Below are 19,233 nucleotides of genomic sequence, written 5' to 3' on the forward strand. Positions count from 1 at the left end.
GCTCCCGTCCCCGCCCGTCGGGATCCGCTCCGCGCCCTTGGGCCGGTTGCCGGACACCGGTGGGACAAGACGGGTGGCATTATCACCCCAAGGGCCCCCCGGAGCGGCGACACCGCCGTGCGCGGGACCGTCGTCCGTTCTTCCGTGCCAGGATCGTCCGTGCGATGACTGCCATGACTGCGACCCAGACGTCCCCCGCCGCCCTCCACACTCCCGTCATCGGGTGGTTCGAACAGCACGCCCGCGATCTGCCCTGGCGCCGCCCCGAAGCGGGCGCCTGGGGTGTGATGGTGAGCGAGTTCATGCTGCAGCAGACCCCCGTCAACCGGGTCCTCCCGGTCTACGAGCAGTGGATGACCCGCTGGCCCCGCCCGGCCGACCTGGCCGCCGAACCGCCCGGCGAGGCGGTCCGCGCCTGGGGCCGGCTCGGCTACCCGCGCCGGGCGCTGCGCCTGCACGGCGCCGCCCAGGCCATAACGGAACGGCACGGCGGCGACGTGCCGAGCGAGCACGCCCAGCTGCTCGCGCTGCCCGGCATCGGCGAGTACACCGCGGCGGCCGTGGCCTCGTTCGCGTACGGGCAGCGTCACGCGGTGCTCGACACGAACGTCCGCCGGGTGTTCGCCCGGGCCGCGACCGGCATCCAGTACCCGCCGAACGCGACCACCGCCGCCGAGCGCAAGCTGGCCCGCGCGCTGCTCCCCGAGGACGACGAGCGGGCGGCCCGCTGGGCCGCCGCGACGATGGAGCTCGGCGCCCTCGTCTGCACCGCGAAGAACGAGGACTGCGCCCGGTGCCCGATCGCCGCGCAGTGCGCCTGGCGGCTGGCCGGGAAGCCCGCCCACCAGGGGCCCCCGCGGCGCGGTCAGGCGTACGCCGGCACCGACCGGCAGGTGCGCGGGCGGCTGCTCGCCGTGCTCCGCGACGCCGTGGCCCCGGTCCAGCAGTCGGCGCTGGACGCCGTCTGGGACGAGCCGGTGCAACGCGCCAGGGCGCTGGACGGCCTGGTCGCGGACGGCCTGGTCGAGCCGCTGGCCGGCGGCCTCTACCGGCTGCCGCTGAGCTGAACCGCCCGCCCCGCGCCCCTCCCCCGCCCCGCGCGATCCGCCCCGCGGCCGCTGTTACACAACCGATGGACAGCCGTGCGTCGGCGTATGGCTGCTCCGCACAACCTCGTGACAACGGCTCCGTAACGTCGTCGACGTCGGCCCGACCGAAGCACCTGGCCGACGGCGGTGACACGGGGTTCCACGGGGACGGAGGCGGTTGGAATGGCACAGGGTGAGGTACTCGGGTTCGAGGAGTACGTCCGCACCCGGCAGGACGCGCTGCTGCGCAGCGCGCGCCGGCTGGTCCCCGACCCGGTGGACGCGCAGGACCTGCTGCAGACCGCCCTGGCCCGCACGTACGGCCGCTGGGACGGCATCGCCGACAAGTCCCTCGCCGACGCCTACCTGCGCCGCGTCATGATCAACACCCGTACCGAGTGGTGGCGGGCCCGCAAGCTGGACGAGGTCCCCACCGAGCAGCTGCCCGACGCGAGCGTCGAGGACGGCACCGAGCAGCGCGCCGACCGCGCCCTGCTGATGGACGTGCTGGGCGTCCTGGCTCCGAAGCAGCGCAGCGTGGTCGTGCTGCGACACTGGGAGCAGATGAGTACGGAGGAGACGGCTGCCGCGCTCGGCATGTCGACCGGTACGGTGAAGAGCACGCTGCACCGTGCGCTGGCGCGCCTGCGCCAGGAGCTGGAGAGCCGTGAGGCGGCGAGCCGGGAGGCCGCGCTCGCCGAGCGGCGGAGGCCGGCGTCGGCCGGTCATGCTCCGGCCGACGGCGCCGCGGTGCGCGCACGGGCGACCGCCCGGGTGCCGGCGCGTGCGGGCAGGCGTGTGGACGAACGGGGGCGGGAGCGGTGCGCGGCCTGAGAGCCGACGATGACGGCTGCAACGGCGACGCCGACCGCGACGGCGGGCGCGGCGGCGGGGAGCGGAGGGGCCGGGTCCTGTGGGCCGGTCTGGCGGCGGGCGCCACGGCCCTGACCGGGCTCGTCGCCTTCGGGCTGCTCGCGGCCGGCTGCTCCGCCGGCGGCACCGGCACGCGCGACGAGGGTCCGGCGGGCTCCCAGCCGGTGGCCCAGGTCACGCCCAGCCCCGGCACCACGTCCACGGCCCGGCCCACGCCCCGGGTCGACCCGGTGAAGCTGGTCAAGGCCGACCCGAAGGTCAGCGAGCGGGTCAGGGCCGATCTGAAGCCCTGCGCCGGCTCCGAGTACCCGGTGGACACCTCGTACGGGACGCTGACCGGCGGGTCCTCCCCCGATGTCGTGGTGAACGTGATGACCTGCGCCGACTCGGTGGGCGTCGGCACGTACGTGTACCACCGGGAGCCCGACGGCGCGTACCGCAACGTGTTCACGGTGGAGCAGCCCGCCGTGTACGGCACCATCGACCGCGGTGATCTGGTGGTGACGGCCCAGGTGTACGAGAAGAAGGACGCGGTCGCGTACCCCTCGGGCGAGGAAGTGATCACCTACCGCTGGGCGGGCAGCCGGTTCGAGGAGCACGACCGGGTGTACAACGACTTCAACCGAGCCGTCGGCAACGGGACAGCCGGACTCCCGGAATCCGCCGAGCCGGTGGGAAACTGAGGGCAGTCCGATGGCCGAGACCCATGTCCTGTTCGTCGAGGACGACGACGTCATCCGCGAAGCCACCCAGCTGGCGCTGGAGCGCGACGGTTTCGCGGTCACCGCGATGCCCGACGGTCTGTCGGGCCTCGACGCGTTCCGGGCCGACCGCCCCGACATCGCCCTGCTCGACGTGATGGTGCCGGGCCTGGACGGGGTCAGCCTCTGCCGCCGGATCCGCGACGAGTCCACGGTCCCCGTGATCATGCTGTCGGCCCGGGCGGACTCGATCGACGTGGTGCTGGGCCTGGAGGCCGGCGCCGACGACTACGTCACCAAGCCGTTCGACGGGGCGGTCCTGGTCGCCCGCATCCGTGCCGTGCTGCGGCGCTTCGGGCACGCCTCGGGCGGGCAGCCGGGCGGCGGCGAGCAGGAGCCCCGACCCGCCGGCGGGGTGCTGGTCTTCGGCGACCTGGAGGTCGACACCGAGGGCATGGAGGTCCACCGGGGCGGCGAGCAGGTGGCGCTGACCCCGACCGAGATGCGGCTGCTGCTGGAGTTCTCCGCCGCCCCCGGCACCGTGCTCTCCCGCGACAAGCTCCTGGAGCGCGTCTGGGACTACGGCTGGGGCGGCGACACCCGGGTCGTCGACGTCCACGTACAGCGCCTGCGCACGAAGATCGGCCAGGACCGGATCGAGACGGTCCGCGGGTTCGGCTACAAGCTCCGGCCATGAGGCGGCCGACGCTGCGGACGAGCGTCCGCTGGAAGATCAGCATCGCGATCGCCGCGGTCGGCGCGCTGACCGCGGTGGCGCTCAGCTTCGTCGTCCACAACGCCGCCCGGGTCTCGATGCTGGAGAACGCGCGCGAGGTCCAGCTGACCCGGCTGACGTACGCGCAGCTGCTGTACGAGGCGAAGAAGCCGCAGAAGGCCGACCCCCGGTTCGGCGCCAAGCTCAACGACCCGATGATGCCGAGCAGCCTGCGCGCGGAGACCCGGAAGAACCGCCGGGCCACGCATGTCGAGATGCTGCGGAACGGCGTGCCCGACGTGTGGGCGGCGGTCCCGGTCGGCAACGACGACGTGCTCTCCCTGCACAGCCGCTTCACCGGCCGCAGCGCCAAGATCATGGGCGATCTCGACCGGGCGCTGATCATCGGCTCGGTCTCGGTGGTGCTCGGCAGCTGTGCGCTGGGCGTGCTGATCGGCGGGCAGCTGTCGCGCCGGCTGCGCAAGGCCGCCGCGGCGGCGGGCAGGGTCGCCCAGGGCAATACGGACGAACGGGTCCGGGAGGCCGTCGGCGGGGTCGTCATGGACGAGACCGACGAGCTGGCCCGCGCGGTGGACGCGCTGACGGACGCGCTGAACGAACGGATCGAGGCGGAGCGCCGGGTCACCGCGGACATCGCGCACGAGCTGCGGACCCCGGTGACCGGTCTGCTGACGGCGGCCGAGCTGCTGCCGCCGGGCCGCCCCACCGAACTGGTGCGGGACCGGGCGCAGGCGCTGCGGACCCTGGTCGAGGACGTGCTGGAAGTGGCCCGGCTGGACAGCGCGTCGGAGCGGGCCGAACTCCAGGAGATCGCGCTGGGCGAGTTCGTCAGCCGGCGGATCGCCCTGCTGGACCCGGACGTGCGGGTGCGGGTCGTCCACGAGTCCTGGGTCAGCACCGATCCGCGCCGGCTGGAACGCATCCTCGGCAATCTGCTCGGGAACGCCGCCAAGCACGGGGCGACCCCGGTGGAGATCACGGTCGAGGGCCGCGTGGTGCGGGTCCGCGACCACGGGCCCGGATTCCCGGCGGCGCTGCTGCGCGAGGGCCCGAGCCGGTTCCGTACCGGGAGCAGTGACCGGGCCGGGCACGGGCACGGGCTGGGGCTGACCATCGCGGCCGGTCAGGCACGGGTCCTCGGGGCCCGGCTGACCTTCCGCAACGCGGCCCCGGAGGGGGCGGCGGAGGGGACGGGCGGGGCCATCGCCGTGCTGTGGCTGCCCGAGCACGCGCCGACGAACACCGGCAGCTTCCCGGTGCTGCGCGTGTCCGAGCAGCGGGCGGCGGAGGACGGCACGGCGAAGAACGCGCCCTCCGGCGCCTGAGGGCCGGGCCGACGGTCCTCGGACGCCATCGGCGCGCGTGTCCCGGGCCCGGGAGCGCCCGACGCGCCGTCGGCGCGTCCGAGGCCGGGGGCGGGCGCCATCGGTGTCTCCGGCGGAGGCCCTGACGGGCCGTGCCGGGCCCTCGCGGCGGGGGCCCGGGGCGTCGTACGCGCGGAAGCCCGCCGCGGGGGCCCGGCACGGGACCGGTGGCCGGGAGGGACCCGGCCAGGAGGCGCCGGCGATGGTGTGCCGACCGTGGTGTGCCGGCGGCGGCCGGGTCAGACCCGGACGCCCTCCTTGTGCAGGAACGAGACCGGGTTCACCGCGGAGCCGTAGTCGGCGGTGCGGCGGATCTCGAAGTGCAGGTGCGGGCCGCTGGAGTTGCCGGTGTTGCCGGAGAGCGCGATCCGCTCGCCGGTCGTCACCTTCTGACCGACGTACACGTCGATCTCCGAGAGGTGCGCGTACTGCGAGTACGTGCCGTTGCCGTGCTTGATCACGACGGCGTTGCCGTACGCGGGGCCGTCGCCGCCGCCGTTCGGGCCGGCCTTCACGACGACGCCGGTGTGCGCGGCCTTGACCTTGGTGCCGATCGGCACGGCGAAGTCCTGGCCGGAGTGCTTGTGGGCCCAGCGGCTGCCGTCGTTGCCGAAGCTCGCGCTCAGCTCGTAGTGGCTCACCGGCTTCTGCCAGCTGCGGGCCTTCTTCAGGGCCGCCTGCCGGGCCGCCGCGCGCTCGGACTTGGCGGCCTTCGCGGCTTTGCCCTGCACGGCCGCCTGCTTGGCGACCGACTCGGCCGCGACGGCGTCGATCAGCGGCGCGGACGCGGGGGAACCCGTCACACCGGCCGCGAACGCGGCGCCCGCGCCCAGCGCCATCGTCGCTCCCAGGCCGACCGCCAGCACGGTGCCACGGACACGGGACAGGGACGGACGGCGGGGGTGCTGGAACGAAACGCGCTTCGACATATGCGGGATTCCTCCGGGATGACGGGATCCGACGGTTTCGCCGGACTGGCCATCCCTTGGTAACCCGCACCCACATCTCCGCTCAAACACCCCATCTACGAACAAAAGCCGTAGCCGGCATGCCCGACGATGGCGCCTTCCGGCCCACCCGGACCCGGCGCATCGCCACCGGAGCTCCACCCGGGAAGGGTTCAGCCGCAGCTCGAAAACCCCAGAAAAGGACTAAACCCGACCATTCGCGTTTCTTCTACTCCGGCACCGGAGCCCCCACCGGGACGGGGGCGCACGCGAATGTCCGGTTCACACCGTTTTCCCCTATGTGCCGTAGTAGTGCCGGTAGGGGCTGTGTGCCTTGTCACCGCCGAGGGCCCCGCAGGCCGTCCGTTCCGGGCCCTTCACCTGCCCTCCGGTCGCGGATTCTCCGCCCGCCCGGCCCGCCCGCCGGCCCCGCCCGCGTCCCGTGCCCCGCCCCGTGCCCGCCCCTCGCCCACCTCCGCCCCGGGCAGCACGAAGACGGGCGCGGGCACGGGCCGGGGCACGGGCACAGGCACGGGCCCGGGCACAAGCACGGGCGTCAAAAGGGGCTGCCCCGGAACCGTTCAACGGTCCGGGGCAGCCCCTTCGGTCGTTCAGACGCGCGTCGGCGTCCTCACACGCGCGGTCACACGTCCTTCGAGAGGTTCGGGCCCGCGCCGCCCGCCGCCTGCTCGATCGGCGGGACGTCGGGCAGCGCCGACTTCTCCTCGCCGCGGAAGGTGAACGTCTTCTCCTCGCCCTCGCCCTCGGTGCCGACGACCACGATGTGGCCGGGGCGCAGCTCGCCGAAGAGGATCTTCTCGGAGAGGATGTCCTCGATCTCGCGCTGGATCGTCCGGCGCAGCGGCCGGGCGCCCATCACGGGGTCGTAGCCCTTCTTCGCCAGGAGCGACTTGGCGTCCGAGCTGAGCTCGATGCCCATGTCGCGGTCCTTCAGGCGCTCGTCCACCTTGGCGAGCATGAGGTCGACGATCTGGATGATGTCGTCCTCGCTGAGCTGGTGGAAGACGACCGTGTCGTCGACACGGTTGAGGAACTCGGGGCGGAAGTGCTGCTTGAGCTCTTCGTTGACCTTGCTCTTCATCCGCTCGTAGCCGGTCTTGACGTCGCCCTGGGCGGCGAAGCCCAGGTTGAAGCCCTTGGAGATGTCCCGGGTCCCGAGGTTGGTCGTCATGATGATGACCGTGTTCTTGAAGTCCACGACCCGACCCTGGGAGTCGGTCAGACGACCGTCCTCCAGAATCTGGAGCAGGGAATTGAAGATATCGGGATGGGCCTTCTCGACCTCGTCGAAGAGGACGACGGAGAACGGCTTGCGGCGCACCTTCTCGGTGAGCTGGCCGCCCTCTTCGTAACCCACGTAACCGGGGGGAGAACCGAAGAGGCGGGAAACCGTGTGCTTCTCGCTGAACTCCGACATGTCGAGAGCGATCAGCGCGTCCTCGTCGCCGAAGAGGAATTCGGCGAGCGTCTTCGAGAGCTCGGTCTTACCGACGCCGGACGGGCCGGCGAAGATGAACGAACCACCGGGACGCTTCGGGTCCTTCAGGCCGGCCCGCGTACGGCGGATCGCCTGGGAAAGGGCCTTGATGGCGTCCTTCTGGCCGATGACGCGCTTGTGGAGCTCGTCCTCCATGCGCAGCAGACGCGAGGACTCCTCCTCGGTCAGCTTGAAGACGGGAATGCCGGTCGCGGTGGCGAGGACCTCGGCGATCAGCTCGCCGTCGACCTCGGCCACGACGTCCATGTCGCCGGCCTTCCATTCCTTCTCGCGCTTGGCCTTCGCGGCGAGGAGCTGCTTCTCCTTGTCGCGCAGGGACGCGGCCTTCTCGAAGTCCTGCGAGTCGATCGCGGACTCCTTGTCGCGGCGGACGCCCGCGATCTTCTCGTCGAACTCGCGGAGGTCCGGCGGCGCGGTCATCCGGCGGATGCGCATCCGGGAACCGGCCTCGTCGATCAGGTCGATCGCCTTGTCCGGCAGGAAGCGGTCCGAGATGTACCGGTCGGCCAGCGTCGCGGCCTGGACCAGTGCCTCGTCCGTGATGGAGACGCGGTGGTGGGCCTCGTAGCGGTCGCGCAGACCCTTGAGGATCTCGATCGCGTGCGGCAGCGACGGCTCGGCGACCTGGATGGGCTGGAAGCGGCGCTCCAGCGCGGCGTCCTTCTCCAGGTGCTTGCGGTACTCGTCGAGCGTCGTGGCGCCGATGGTCTGCAGCTCGCCGCGGGCCAGCATCGGCTTCAGGATGCTGGCGGCGTCGATCGCGCCCTCGGCGGCGCCCGCGCCCACCAGAGTGTGGAGCTCGTCGATGAACAGGATGATGTCGCCGCGGGTGCGGATCTCCTTGAGGACCTTCTTCAGGCGTTCCTCGAAGTCACCGCGGTAGCGGGAGCCGGCGACCAGGGCGCCGAGGTCCAGGGTGTAGAGGTGCTTGTCCTTGAGGGTCTCGGGCACCTCGCCCTTGACGATGGCCTGGGCCAGCCCCTCGACGACGGCCGTCTTGCCGACGCCGGGCTCGCCGATGAGCACCGGGTTGTTCTTGGTGCGGCGGGACAGCACCTGCATGACCCGCTCGATCTCCTTCTCGCGCCCGATGACCGGGTCGAGCTTGGACTCGCGGGCCGCCTGGGTGAGGTTCCGGCCGAACTGGTCGAGCACCAGGGACGTGGAAGGGGTGCCTTCCGCGGGTCCGCCCGCGGTGGCCGCCTCCTTGCTGCCGGAGTAGCCGGAGAGCAGCTGGATGACCTGCTGCCGCACCCGGTTGAGGTCGGCTCCGAGCTTCACGAGGACCTGGGCGGCGACGCCCTCGCCCTCGCGGATCAGGCCGAGCAGGATGTGCTCGGTGCCGATGTAGTTGTGGCCGAGCTGGAGGGCCTCGCGGAGCGACAGCTCCAGGACCTTCTTGGCCCGGGGCGTGAAGGGGATGTGCCCGGACGGGGCCTGCTGGCCCTGGCCGATGATCTCCTCCACCTGCTGGCGGACCGCCTCGAGCGAGATCCCGAGGCTCTCCAGGGCCTTAGCGGCGACACCCTCACCCTCGTGGATCAGGCCCAGGAGGATGTGCTCGGTGCCGATGTAGTTGTGGTTGAGCATCCGGGCTTCTTCCTGAGCCAGGACGACAACCCGCCGCGCGCGGTCGGTGAACCTCTCGAACATCGTTAATCGCTCCTCAGAGCGGTCAGGCAGTAAGGGGTCGGTCCCCTCCCTGTCCTTCCGCAGCTTAGTCCCGCAAGCGGGGACCGCTCATTCCAACTGCCGACACCGTCCGGATCCGCCCCCGCTCGCGAGGACGGACGTGCCGCTTCGCGATCGCCCGAACGCCCGAAACGCCGACATCTGCTCCAACCCGATGGTGCGAGACGATGTTCCCGCAGGCCAGGCAGATACGCCTTTCGCCAGTACGCCGACGGCGAACGTCAGATCCGTCGGCCCGGGTGCCGTCCCTCCCCACTAGGGATGTCTTACCCGCAATTACAGACAGTCCATGCGACGCGCGGCGGTTCCCTCCGCTACGGGCGAACATTTTTGCGCCGCCGAACCCTTCCGTGCTCCCCCCGTCGACACGCTGTGCGTCCGGGCGGGGACGCCGCGTAGCGAAGACGCGTGACTCCGGAGGCCGCCGGGCCGTTCCCCCGGCATGGCGAACACCTCCCCGCCGCCTTCTCCGCCGTCGCCCGGCGACGGGCGGGAGGGGCATGACGAGGGCGCGCGCTGGGCGCGGTGGTACGAGCACGAGCTCGGCTGGGCCACCGAGGGCACCGCGCCGGTCCGGCTGTTGACCGGGCTGCTGTTCGACGTCCTGGAGGTGCCGGCGGTCGTGGGCCGCGCGGTGCTGCGCCGGGTGGGCCGCACCGGTCCGGTGGCGTCGACCGGGTCGCGGACGAGTCTGCTGGTGGCGGCGGGCGCCGCCGAGGAACTGCCCGGGCTGCTCGACTGGCTGGAGTGGCGCGGGGTCACCCTCTCGTTGACCGCCGTCGGCAAGGGCGGCCGGATCGCCGCGCCGGTGCCGCCCGGTGGGGCGCCCGGCCGGTCAGGGGCCGCCGTCTGGCTGCGGCCCCCCGGACTGCCGCGCGAGGGAGAGCCTGCGCTCCCGGACCTCGTCGGCCTCGGGAGCAGCGGTGGGGATGCTCCCGATCTCGTGCGGCTGGTGGACGCGGTGGCGTCGGAATGCCACCGGGCCCGGTTGACGTATGCCCGCGCGGGGCGGTCGACCGGGGGGTCGGCAGCTCAGCTGTTGGCTTCCTCGTAGGCCTTGCGGATATCGGCGGGAACGCGGCCGCGGTCATTCACGTTGTGGCCGTTCTCGCGCGCCCACTTACGGATCTCCGCGGTGTCCTTGCCGCCGCCCGCGGCGGCACGGCCCCGGCCGCGGCCGGATGCCGCGCGGCCTCCGGTGCGCCGACCGCTCTTGGTGTACGGCTCGAGAAGACCGCGGAGCTTGTCCGCGTTGCTCGTCGTGAGGTCAATCTCGTAGGTCTTGCCGTCCAGAGCGAACGTGACCGTCTCGTCCGCCTCGCCGCCGTCGAGGTCGTCCACAAGAAGGACCTGAACCTTCTGTGCCACCGGATTTCCTTTCATCGAAAATGCAGTACGCGGAAAGGAAACCGCTTTTCTCCGGAAAACTCAAACCCTCGGCAGAGGTTCAGGATCGCGGGAAGCCGGGAAACATGCGCGATTCGGACATAGGGCCACGGCTTCTTGCGACCGTCACAGGTGCAGAAGCATCCGGCTGTTGCCCAAGGTGTTCGGCTTCACCCGTTCGAGCCCCAGGAACTCCGCCACGCCCTCGTCATAGGAACGCAGCAGCTCGCTGTAGACATCTCCGTCGACCGGCGTCTCTCCGATCTCCACGAAGCCGTGCTTCGCGAAGAAGTCGACTTCGAAGGTCAGGCAGAAAACCCGGCGCACGCCCAGCCAACGGGCGGTCTGCAACAACTTGTCCAGTACTCGGTGCCCGACTCCGGCGCCCCGGATGCCGTGATCGACCGCGAGAGTACGCACTTCGGCCAGGTCTTCCCACATGACGTGCAACGCGCCGCATCCGACGACCCGGGCGTCCTCGTCGCGTTCCGCGACCCAGAACTCCTGGATGTCCTCGTAAAGCGTCACGGTGGCTTTGTCGAGCAGGATGCCTTCCCGTACGTACCCATCGAGGAGACGGCGGACCGAAGCCACATCGCTGGTCCTGGCCCGGCGGACGGTGACGGGCGTCTTTATAACCGACGGCTCGGTATGGAAATCGGTATGCGGTAGCTCTGAGGACATACCCCCGACGCTATCGTCCGGGCGCCGGCCGGACGTCATCGGCCGGAACTCCGGCCCCCCGTCCGGCCCGTTGTACGGGCTGTTGTCCGGTCGGATGTCCCGCCTGTCCGGTCGGATCTCCCGCCCCGATGTCCCGCCCGGTCCGCGGAGTCCCGGTCCTCCCGTTCATCCGGCGCTCCGCCCGCCTCTTCGTCCGCCGGCCGGGCCTCTTCATCCGCCGGTCCGTCTTCTTCCGCCGGTCGGGCCTCTTCATCCATCGCCGGCCGGTCCTCTTCGCCGGGTGATTCGTCCGGCGGCCGGTCCTCTTCGCCGGGTGATTCGTCCGGCGGAGGACGGTTCGGAACTCCGGGCGGGACTTCGGGCGGGACTTCGGGTGAAATGCCGGGCGGGGCTTCGGCCGGTTCGGCCGGCACCTCGCTCCCGGAAGGCGCGGGCGCGTCCGACGGTGCGGGGCGGATGATTCGCACGGCGTCCCGGAGCGCCTCGCGCTGTTCGGCCGACATCATGCCGAAGAAGGCGACGAGGGCGGCCGCCGGATTGTCACTGCGCGACCACGCCTCGTTCATCAGTGCGGCCGAGTAGGCGGCGCGGGTGGAGACCGCCGTATATCGATATGCGCGGCCGTCGACTTCCCTGCGCACCCAGCCCTTCTGATGGAGATTGTCCATTACCGTCATGACGGTGGTGTAGGCGATGGAGCGTTCCCGCTGGAGGTCCTCCAGCACTTCCCGCACGGTGACCGGGCGGTTCCATTGCCAGACCCGTGTCATCACGGCGTCTTCGAGCTCTCCCAATTGACGGGGCACAATGTCATTTTAGTGCCAATTGTCCGGAATGCCGGGTTATTGGCATGGCAAAAGGGCGCACGGCTCCGAGGAACCGTGCGCCCTTTCGGTGCGTACGACGGGGACGCCGGGCGTCGTGCGCGGTGCGCTCAGGCGCCGCCGCCCCGGGAAGCCTGCTGGACCGGCTCGGCGCGGCTCATCACCGCGTCCACGGCCGCGTCTTCCTTGGCCTTGTTGGGACCGCCCTGGCTCTTGATGATCGTCACGATCAGATAGATGAAGAAGACGGCCATCACCACGGGAGGCAGGAGCGCCGATACATAGTCCATGGTTTCCAGAGTAACGAGGCCGGTGCGGCCCGCCGCGCGCGCCCTCGGGGTGGCGGCGAGGTCATCCGGCGGCGCGCGGCCGCCCCACGGTCCGCTGCCCGGGCGGCGGCACCGGGCGGCGACGGGGCGGGAACACCTCGGAGGGCTTGGGCGCCGCCGGACGCTCGGACGGCGGGGCGGGCCTGGGCGGGGTCGCGGGGCGCGGCGGGGTCTCCGGCTTCTTGGGCGTCTTGGGCCGTCCGGGTTCGGCGGCGGCCCGGCCGCCGGGCAGGGCGAGGAGGCGGCTCCGGGGCGCGGGGGGCGCCGCGGACACGGCGCGTCCGGCGAGCCGGGCCCGCACCGAACGTTCCGCGAGCACCCGGCAGCGCTCCAGGAGCACCGCCGCGGCGGGCCGGTGGCGCAGGGCGCGGAGCGCGGCGAGGTCGTCGGGGACCGGGTCGTATCCGCCCGCGAGGGCGTCCTGGAGGAGTTCCAGGTAGCCGCCGGCGGAGCCGGGGAGGGCGTCGCGGTAGCGGGCGAGGTCGGCGAGGAGGAAGGCGCGCAGCCGTCCCGCCTCGCCCACCGCCTCGTCGACCGCGCCCGCCAGCCGCAGGCAGTCCTGGACGTCCTCGTCGGGCAGGGGGGCGGGGTGGAGGGCGACGGCGAGAGCGCGTCGGAGCACGCGCAGCTCGTCCGCGCCGAACGCCATACCGCCGCGTGTTCCGTAAGGCGTGGGCATGACGCGACAATACGTGCTAAATGGACAATATCCGTTTAACTGGGTGTCGGCGGCGCGGCGGCCGTCACCGGCCCGCCGCCCCGTTCCCGCAGGTGAGCCCGGGTACCGGCTACATTCGGGCGACGTTGCGCTCGTACACCAGGCGCAGACCGATGAGGGTCAGCCACGGTTCGTGCTCGTCAATGGCGGAGGACTCGCCCAACACCATCGGAGCAAGTCCGCCGGTCGCGATGACGGTGACGTCGTCGGGGTCGGCCGCGAGCTCCCGCTTCATCCGGGCCACGACGCCGTCGACCTGGCCGGCGAAGCCGTAGATGATGCCCGCCTGCATCGCCTCGACGGTGTTCTTGCCGATCACGCTGCGCGGCCGGGCCAGCTCGATCTTGCGGAGCTGGGCGCCCCTGACGCCGAGCGCCTCGACGGAGATCTCGATGCCGGGGGCGATGACGCCGCCGGTGTACTCGCCGCGCGCGGAGACCGCGTCGAAGGTGGTGGCCGTGCCGAAGTCGACGACGATCGCGGGACCGCCGTACAGGTCGGCCGCGGCGGCCGCGTTGATGATGCGGTCCGTGCCGACCTCCTTCGGGTTGTCCATGAGGATCGGCACCCCGGTCTTGATGCCCGGCTCGACGAGGACCGCGGGGACGTCGCCGTAGTAGCGGCGGGTCACCTCGCGCAGCTCGTGCAGGACGGCCGGGACGGTGGAGCAGATCGCGATGCCCTCGATGCCGTCGCCCAGCTCCTCGCCCAGCAGCGGGTGGGCGCCCATCAGGCCCTGGAGCAGGACCGCGAGCTCGTCGGCGGTGCGGCGGGCGTCGGTGGAGATCCGCCAGTGCTCGACGATCTCCTCGCCGTCGAACAGGCCGAGGACGGTGTGGGTGTTGCCCGCGTCGATGGTGAGCAGCATCAGGCGTCGGTCCCGTCGGTGTCGGCGGCTCCGGGGGCCGCGGGGTCGCGGAAGTCCAGGCCGATGTCGAGGATCGGCGAGGAGTGGGTGAGCGCGCCGACGGCGAGGTAGTCGACGCCCGCCTCGGCGTAGGCGCGGGCGGTGTCGAGGGAGAGGCGCCCGGACGACTCCAGGACGGCGCGTCCGCCGACCAGGGCGACGGCCTCGGCGGTCAGCAGGGGGGTGAAGTTGTCCAGCAGGATCAGGTCGGCGCCCGCGTCGAGGACCTCGCGGACCTGCTGCAGGGTGTCGACCTCGACCTCGATCGGCACGTCGGGGAACTCGTCCCGCACCCGCTTGAACGCCTCGGCCACCCCGCCCGCCGCGACGACGTGGTTGTCCTTGACCAGCGCGGCGTCCGACAGCGACATGCGGTGGTTGACGCCGCCGCCGCAGCGCACCGCGTACTTCTCCATGGCGCGCAGGCCCGGGGTGGTCTTGCGGGTGTCGCGCACCTTGGCCTTGGTGCCCTCCAGGACGTCGGCCCAGGCGCGGGTGGCGGTGGCGATGCCGGAGAGCCTGCACAGCAGGTTGAGCGCGCTGCGCTCGCCGGTCAGCAGGTCGCGGGTGCGGGTGGTGACGGTGAGGAGCTTCTGGCCGGGGGCGATCCGGTCGCCGTCCTCGACGTGCCGCTCGACGGTGAACTCGTCGGTGCAGACGATCGACAGGACCGCCTCCGCGATGCGCAGACCGGCCACGACGCCGGCCTCGCGGGCGGTGAAGTCGCCGGTGGCCACGGCGTCCTCGGGAACGGTCGCGACGGTGGTGACGTCGACCCCGCCGTCCAGGTCCTCCGCGAGGGCGACATGGGCGACGTCCTCGACCTGCACCGGGTCCAGGCCCGCGTCGGCGAGGAGCCGGGCCAGGTCGGGGTCGAGCCCGCACTCCAGCTCTTCGGCGTCGCCGCAGCCGCAGCCGTCACCGCAGCCGCCCGCGGCGGGTGCGGGCGCGCCGATGTGGATCAGCGGTACGTCCACAGGGGTGGGGCGCGGATTCTCTTCGGGCGTGCTCACGGTTGCGGCTCCTCGGTGACGTCGGCGGGGGTACGGGTCGGGGGTCGGTCGGCGGGGCGGCCCGGGGACGCGGCGGCGCGGTCCGGCGCCTGCGCGGAGCGTACGGGGCCGAACGCCTCGGTCTCCGTACGGCGGAGGACGAGCCGACGCCGCGGGGTGAGCCGGGCGACGAGGTGGCGGCGCCAGTTCTCGTCGTCGCGCTCGGGCCGGTCCTCGCGCCAGTGGCAGCCGCGGGTCTCCTCGCGGCTGCGGGCGGCGGCGACCAGGACGCGCGCGACGAGCAGCAGATTGGTGGTCTCCCAGGCGTCGACGCCGGGCTCCACGGGCTTGGCCTCGGCCCGGTCGGAGGCGGGGGCGGTACGGCCGGAGCCGGCGCGGCCGGAATCGGCGGGGCCGGGGCCGTCGGCGTACGGGGCGGGGTCCGCCCCGGCGGCCTCGGCGGCGCGGACGGCCTCGTCGTGCAGGGCTTCGAGCGCCTCGGCGGCGGCGGCCAGGCTCTCGGCGGAGCGGAGGACGCCCGCGCCCCGGGTCATGATCCGCTGGACGGCGACGCGCGCCTCGGGGTCCAGCAGCGGGGACGGGGCGGGGAGCCCTGCTCGGTCCGCGTCCGCCCGGTCGGCGCCGGTCTCCTGGGCCGGACGGCCGGCGCGGTCCGAAGCCTCTGTGCGGTCCGAGGCGTCCGTGCGGTCTGAAGCGTCCGTGTGGTCCGAGGCGTCGCTGCGGCCGGACCGTTCGGCGATGTCCGCCGCGATGCGCTCGGCGAAGACCAGGCCCTCCAGGAGCGAGTTGGACGCCAGCCGGTTCGCGCCGTGCACGCCGGTGCAGGCGACCTCGCCGCAGGCGTACAGGCCGGGCACGGTCGTACGGCCCCGCAGATCGGTGCGGACGCCGCCGGAGGCGTAGTGCGCGGCGGGCGCGACCGGTATCGGCTCGGTGACCGGGTCGATGCCGTGCGCCCGGCAGGCGGCCAGGATCGTGGGGAAGCGCCGCTCCCACATCTCGGCCCCGAAGTGGCGGCCGTCGAGGTACATGTGCTCGGCGCCGAGCTCTTCCATGCGGCGGGTGATGGCCTTGGCGACGATGTCGCGCGGGGCCAGCTCCGCCAGCTCGTGCTGCCCGGCCATGAAGCGCGTGCCGGACGCGTCGACGAGATGGGCGCCCTCGCCCCGCACCGCTTCCGACACCAGCGGCTGCTGGCCCTCGGAGTCGGCGCCGAGGTAGAGGACCGTGGGGTGGAACTGGACGAATTCGAGGTCGGAGACCTCCGCCCCGGCCCGCAGCGCCAGGGCCACGCCGTCACCGGTGGAGACGGCCGGGTTGGTGGTGGCGGAGAAGATCTGGCCCATGCCGCCGGTGGCGAGGACCACGGCGGGGGCGCGGACCGCGCCGACGCCGTCGTGCCGGCCCTCGCCCATGACGTGCAGGGTGACGCCCGCAGTACGGCCGTCGGCGTCGGTGAGGAGGTCCAGGACGAGGGCGTTCTCGATGGTGCGCAGGGCGGCCCCGCGGACCGCCTCGACCAGGGCGCGGGAGATCTCGGCGCCGGTGGCGTCACCGCCCGCGTGGGCGATCCGGTTGCGGTGGTGGCCGCCCTCCCGGGTCAGCGCGATGTCGCCGGCGTTCGTGGTGTCGAAGCGGGCGCCGATCCCGATCAGCCTGCGCACCGCGTCCGGGCCCTCGGTGACCAGGGCCCGCACCGCGTCCTCGTCGCACAGGCCCGCGCCCGCGACCAGGGTGTCGTCCAGGTGCTGTCCGGGCGTGTCGCCCTCGCCCAGGGCCGCGGCGATGCCGCCCTGCGCCCAGCGGGTCGAGCCGTCGTCGAGACGCGCCTTGGTGACCACGACGGTCGCGAGGCCCGCGCTGGCGCAGCGCAGCGCGGCGGTGAGACCGGCCACACCCGAGCCGACCACCACGACGTCGGCGTCGATGAACCAGCCGGGGGCGGGGGCGGTCAGCCGTATTCCGGTCGCGCGATGCCCTGTTCCGGTCGCGTGGTGGCGTATTCCGGTCACGGAATTGCTCCGAAGGTCAGCGGGATGTTGTCGATGAGGCGGGTGGCGCCGACCCTCGCGGCGACGGCGAGGATCGCGTCGCCGGTGGTGCGGTCGTCGGGGATCTCGGTGAAGTCGGACGGGTCCACGAGCGCCAGGTAGTCCAGGTCCAGCGGCGGCTGCCCGGCGGCCGCGTCGTCGAGGACCAGCCGCGCCGCGGCCCGTACCGCGGCGGGCCCGTCCACCGGGCGGGCCAGGGCCACCGCGTGGGTGTCGGCGGCGGCGCGGGCCTCGCCGAGCGCGGTGAGCGCGGCGGCCCGGCCGGTGGTCGCCGCGGTGGTCTGCGCGCGGGCGTGCAGCGCCTGCTGGGCGGCGAGCCGGTCGCGCGCCGCGAACAGGGCACGGGACAGGGCGAGGGCGGTACGCCGCTCCTCGACGTCCAGGAAGCGGTTGCGGCTGGAGAGCGCGAGGCCGTCGGGCTCGCGGACGGTCGGCACGCCGACGATCTCCACCGGGAAGTTCAGGTCGCGCGCCATGCGGCGGACCAGCGCCAGCTGCTGGGCGTCCTTCTCCCCGAAGAACGCGACGTCGGGGCGGGTGAGGTGGAGGAGCTTGGCGACGACGGTGAGCATGCCGTCGAAGTGGCCGGGGCGGGAGGCGCCTTCGAGGCGTTCGCCCATGGGGCCCGCCGAGATCCGGACCTGCGGTTCGCCGCCGGGGTAGACCTCGTCGACGGAGGGCGCGAAGACGGCGTCCGCCCCGGCCGCGCCCGCCACGGCGAGATCGGCCTCAAGAGTGCGGGGATAGCGCTCCAGGTCGGCCGCCTCGCCGAACTGGAGCGGGTTGACGAAGACGGTGACGACGACCTGGCCGTCCGGGCCCGCGGCGGCGCGGGCCGCACGGATCAGGGCGGCGTGGCCCTCGTGCAGAGCGCCCATGGTCATGACGACGGCCCGCACGCCCCGGCGCGGGGCGAACGCGGCCGACTCGGCGGCCGTGCGGAGGAGGGCGGCCGGGGAAACGGGCCCGGGGGACGCGGCGGTGGGCGTCGCGGCGGCGGGCGTCTCGGCGGTGGGCATCTCGGGCGCGGGCATCTCGGTGAAGTGTGTCTCGGTGGTCGGCGTGTCCGTGGTCGGCGTCTCGGGCGTGGGCGTCTCGGCGGCGGGTGAGGCGCCGGCCGTGGCGGTGCCGGGTCCGGGGGCGGTGTCGCGGGCGGCACGGGGGGCGGCGGCGCCGGGCCCCGGCGCGGAGGAGGACCCCGGCAGGGAGGAGGACCCCGGTACGGAGGAGGAGGGCGCGGGCACGGGGGCGGCGGTGCCGCGTTCGCCGGGCGGGTGGGTCATCAGGGCTCCCGAGGTCCGGTGCCGCCCGTGGCGCCGGTGTCGTCGGCCAGGACCCCGAGCAGGTTCTCGGCCGGTTCCGGCTTGAGCATGCCGTGGGCGAGCGCGCGGTCGGCGGTGGCCCGGGCCATCGCGACATAGCCCGCCACGGCCTGCGGCGCGTGCCTGCGCAGCTCGTCGATGTGCGCGGCGACCGTGCCCGCGTCGCCGCGCGCCACCGGCCCGGTCAAGGCCGCGTCGCCGGAGCGCAGGGCGTTGTCCAGGGCGGCGCCGAGCAGCGGGCCGAGCATCCGGTCGGGGGCGGCGACACCGGCCGTACGCAGCAGGTCCATCGACTGGGCGACCAGGGTGACCAGGTGGTTCGCGCCGAGGGCGAGCGCCGCGTGGTAGAGCGGACGGGCTTCCTCCGCGATCCACTCGGGCTCCCCGCCCATCTCGATGACCAGCGCCTCGGCGGCGAGCCGCAGCTCCTCCGGGGCGGTCACGCCGAAGGAGCAGCCGGCCAGCCGCTGGACGTCGACGGAGGTGCCGGTGAACGTCATCACCGGGTGCAGGGCCAGCGGCAGCGCGCCGGCGCGCAGGGCGGGGTCCAGCACCTTCGCGCCGTACCGCCCCGAGGTGTGGACCAGCAGCTGGCCCGGCCGCACCGCGCCGGTCCCGGCCAGGCCCTCGACCAGGCCGGGCAGGGCGTCGTCGGGCACGGTCAGCAGCACCAGCTCGGCGCGCGCCAGCACCTCGGCCGGCGGCACCAGCGGGACGTCGGGGAGCAGGTCGGCGGCCCGGCGCACGGACGCGTCGGAGACGCCCGACACGGCGACCGGACGGTGCCCGGCGAGCCGCAGGGACGCGGCGAGGGCGGGGCCGACGCGGCCCGCGCCCACGACGCCGACCGTGAGGCGTGCGGGACGGTCCCTCGCGTCGAGGGGTTCCTTGGGGGTTGTCGCGTTCACTCGGCGGTGGCCTTCCGTTCCAGTCCGCAGGGGGTACCGGACGATTCCCCTGCATGCTACGCCAGCGCCTCGCCCGGCCTCCCGGCCATCCACAGCCTGTGCATGACTCCCGCCCGGGAAACCCCCGTACGGCTCCCGCCCGGGACAAACCGTGCGGCGTCGGCCGCGCCC

17 protein-coding genes and 1 pseudogene are annotated in these 19,233 nt (G+C 73.2%); 6 read left to right on the plus strand and 12 right to left on the minus strand.

Annotated features, from left to right (window positions below; translation table 11 throughout):
• The first annotated feature begins 164 nt into the window (after positions 1 to 164).
• The 5 genes from WA762_RS24105 (at position 165) to cseC (ending at position 4,723) form a co-directional block, all read left to right on the plus strand.
• Positions 165 to 1,067 carry an HhH-GPD family protein gene (locus WA762_RS24105; RefSeq protein ID WP_335938278.1) on the plus strand — a complete coding sequence of 301 codons (903 nt, stop codon included), beginning with the start codon at positions 165 to 167 and terminating at the stop codon, positions 1,065 to 1,067.
• A gap of 204 nt (positions 1,068 to 1,271) precedes the next feature.
• Complete coding sequence (locus WA762_RS24110) at positions 1,272 to 1,922, plus strand: SigE family RNA polymerase sigma factor (protein WP_335938279.1); 651 nt, start codon at positions 1,272 to 1,274, stop codon at positions 1,920 to 1,922.
• Entirely contained in the window at positions 1,910 to 2,644 is a 735-nt protein-coding gene (locus tag WA762_RS24115; protein WP_335938280.1) for a hypothetical protein, read from the plus strand. Before WA762_RS24110 ends, WA762_RS24115 begins: the two co-directional genes overlap by 13 nt.
• Before the next feature lie 10 nt (positions 2,645 to 2,654).
• The gene (gene cseB / locus WA762_RS24120) at positions 2,655 to 3,359 is read left to right on the plus strand and encodes a two-component system response regulator CseB (protein ID WP_335938282.1); all 705 of its coding nucleotides are present in this window, start codon (positions 2,655 to 2,657) and stop codon (positions 3,357 to 3,359) included.
• A complete protein-coding gene (gene cseC / locus WA762_RS24125) occupies positions 3,356 to 4,723 on the plus strand; it encodes a two-component system sensor histidine kinase CseC (RefSeq protein ID WP_335938284.1) in 1,368 nt (455 codons plus the stop codon). The genes cseB and cseC overlap by 4 nt, the downstream gene beginning before the upstream one ends.
• A 278-nt stretch (positions 4,724 to 5,001) precedes the next feature.
• Here the strand turns inward: cseC and WA762_RS24130 are convergent, their stop codons facing one another.
• Together WA762_RS24130 and WA762_RS24135 are read right to left on the minus strand one after the other, a co-directional pair.
• Entirely contained in the window at positions 5,002 to 5,691 is a 690-nt protein-coding gene (locus WA762_RS24130; protein ID WP_335938286.1) for a M23 family metallopeptidase, read from the minus strand.
• Positions 5,692 to 6,352: 661 nt separating this feature from the next.
• A complete protein-coding gene (locus WA762_RS24135) occupies positions 6,353 to 8,881 on the minus strand; it encodes an ATP-dependent Clp protease ATP-binding subunit (RefSeq protein ID WP_335938287.1) in 2,529 nt (842 codons plus the stop codon).
• Positions 8,882 to 9,362: 481 nt separating this feature from the next.
• On the opposite strand from WA762_RS24135, the gene WA762_RS24140 reads away from it, so the two are divergent.
• Positions 9,363 to 9,974, plus strand: a complete 612-nt coding sequence (locus WA762_RS24140; protein WP_335938289.1) for an SCO3374 family protein — start codon at positions 9,363 to 9,365, stop codon at positions 9,972 to 9,974.
• Here WA762_RS24140 and WA762_RS24145 read toward each other — a convergent pair.
• The 10 genes and pseudogenes from WA762_RS24145 to WA762_RS24190 form a co-directional block, all read right to left on the minus strand.
• Positions 9,953 to 10,288, minus strand: coding sequence for a histone-like nucleoid-structuring protein Lsr2 (locus tag WA762_RS24145; RefSeq protein WP_335938290.1), 336 nt, complete (start codon positions 10,286 to 10,288; stop codon positions 9,953 to 9,955). The two genes, WA762_RS24140 and WA762_RS24145, sit on opposite strands and share 22 nt — an antisense overlap.
• A 144-nt stretch (positions 10,289 to 10,432) precedes the next feature.
• Positions 10,433 to 10,990: an amino-acid N-acetyltransferase gene (locus tag WA762_RS24150; protein WP_335938292.1), complete on the minus strand. Its 558-nt coding sequence runs from the start codon at positions 10,988 to 10,990 to the stop codon at positions 10,433 to 10,435.
• Between the two features lie 454 nt (positions 10,991 to 11,444).
• Positions 11,445 to 11,796, minus strand: a pseudogene (locus WA762_RS24155) (BlaI/MecI/CopY family transcriptional regulator); the annotation flags it as partial.
• A 128-nt stretch (positions 11,797 to 11,924) separates the two neighbouring features.
• Positions 11,925 to 12,104 (minus strand): hypothetical protein, encoded by a 180-nt coding sequence (locus WA762_RS24160; RefSeq protein ID WP_335938294.1) that lies wholly within the window; start codon positions 12,102 to 12,104, stop codon positions 11,925 to 11,927.
• A 61-nt stretch (positions 12,105 to 12,165) separates the two neighbouring features.
• On the minus strand, positions 12,166 to 12,792 hold the full coding sequence (locus WA762_RS24165) for a hypothetical protein (protein ID WP_335938366.1): 627 nt from the start codon (positions 12,790 to 12,792) through the stop codon (positions 12,166 to 12,168).
• A 139-nt stretch (positions 12,793 to 12,931) separates the two neighbouring features.
• Positions 12,932 to 13,729, minus strand: a complete 798-nt coding sequence (locus tag WA762_RS24170) for a type III pantothenate kinase (protein ID WP_335938296.1) — start codon at positions 13,727 to 13,729, stop codon at positions 12,932 to 12,934.
• Positions 13,729 to 14,781, minus strand: a complete 1,053-nt coding sequence (gene nadC / locus WA762_RS24175) for a carboxylating nicotinate-nucleotide diphosphorylase (RefSeq protein ID WP_335938298.1) — start codon at positions 14,779 to 14,781, stop codon at positions 13,729 to 13,731. The genes WA762_RS24170 and nadC overlap by 1 nt, the downstream gene beginning before the upstream one ends.
• Positions 14,778 to 16,793 (minus strand): L-aspartate oxidase, encoded by a 2,016-nt coding sequence (locus WA762_RS24180; RefSeq protein ID WP_335938300.1) that lies wholly within the window; start codon positions 16,791 to 16,793, stop codon positions 14,778 to 14,780. The genes nadC and WA762_RS24180 overlap by 4 nt, the downstream gene beginning before the upstream one ends.
• Positions 16,790 to 17,851 carry a pantoate--beta-alanine ligase gene (gene panC / locus WA762_RS24185; protein ID WP_443080661.1) on the minus strand — a complete coding sequence of 354 codons (1,062 nt, stop codon included), beginning with the start codon at positions 17,849 to 17,851 and terminating at the stop codon, positions 16,790 to 16,792. The genes WA762_RS24180 and panC overlap by 4 nt, the downstream gene beginning before the upstream one ends.
• 263 nt (positions 17,852 to 18,114) lie before the next feature.
• Entirely contained in the window at positions 18,115 to 19,062 is a 948-nt protein-coding gene (locus tag WA762_RS24190; protein ID WP_335938306.1) for a Rossmann-like and DUF2520 domain-containing protein, read from the minus strand.
• Positions 19,063 to 19,233 lie beyond the last annotated feature (171 nt).

Origin of the sequence: Streptomyces tyrfis (assembly GCF_037034285.1) — a bacterium.
Classification (GTDB): Bacteria; Actinomycetota; Actinomycetes; order Streptomycetales; family Streptomycetaceae; genus Streptomyces.

Excerpts from the sequence above, each read along its gene's own strand:
- WA762_RS24110 (WP_335938279.1), top strand. The coding sequence starts at position 1,272 with ATGGCACAGGGTGAGGTACTCGGGTTCGAGGAGTACGTCCGCACCCGG.
- WA762_RS24130 (WP_335938286.1), bottom strand. The coding sequence starts at position 5,691 with ATGTCGAAGCGCGTTTCGTTCCAGCACCCCCGCCGTCCGTCCCTGTCC.
- WA762_RS24150 (WP_335938292.1), bottom strand. The coding sequence starts at position 10,990 with ATGTCCTCAGAGCTACCGCATACCGATTTCCATACCGAGCCGTCGGTT.
- panC (WP_443080661.1), bottom strand. The coding sequence starts at position 17,851 with ATGCCCACCGCCGAGACGCCCGCCGCCGCGACGCCCACCGCCGCGTCC.
- cseC (WP_335938284.1), top strand. The coding sequence starts at position 3,356 with ATGAGGCGGCCGACGCTGCGGACGAGCGTCCGCTGGAAGATCAGCATC.
- cseB (WP_335938282.1), top strand. The coding sequence starts at position 2,655 with ATGGCCGAGACCCATGTCCTGTTCGTCGAGGACGACGACGTCATCCGC.
- WA762_RS24170 (WP_335938296.1), bottom strand. The coding sequence starts at position 13,729 with ATGCTGCTCACCATCGACGCGGGCAACACCCACACCGTCCTCGGCCTG.
- WA762_RS24135 (WP_335938287.1), bottom strand. The coding sequence starts at position 8,881 with ATGTTCGAGAGGTTCACCGACCGCGCGCGGCGGGTTGTCGTCCTGGCT.
- WA762_RS24165 (WP_335938366.1), bottom strand. The coding sequence starts at position 12,792 with ATGGCGTTCGGCGCGGACGAGCTGCGCGTGCTCCGACGCGCTCTCGCC.
- WA762_RS24160 (WP_335938294.1), bottom strand. The coding sequence starts at position 12,104 with ATGGACTATGTATCGGCGCTCCTGCCTCCCGTGGTGATGGCCGTCTTC.
- WA762_RS24105 (WP_335938278.1), top strand. The coding sequence starts at position 165 with ATGACTGCCATGACTGCGACCCAGACGTCCCCCGCCGCCCTCCACACT.
- WA762_RS24140 (WP_335938289.1), top strand. The coding sequence starts at position 9,363 with ATGGCGAACACCTCCCCGCCGCCTTCTCCGCCGTCGCCCGGCGACGGG.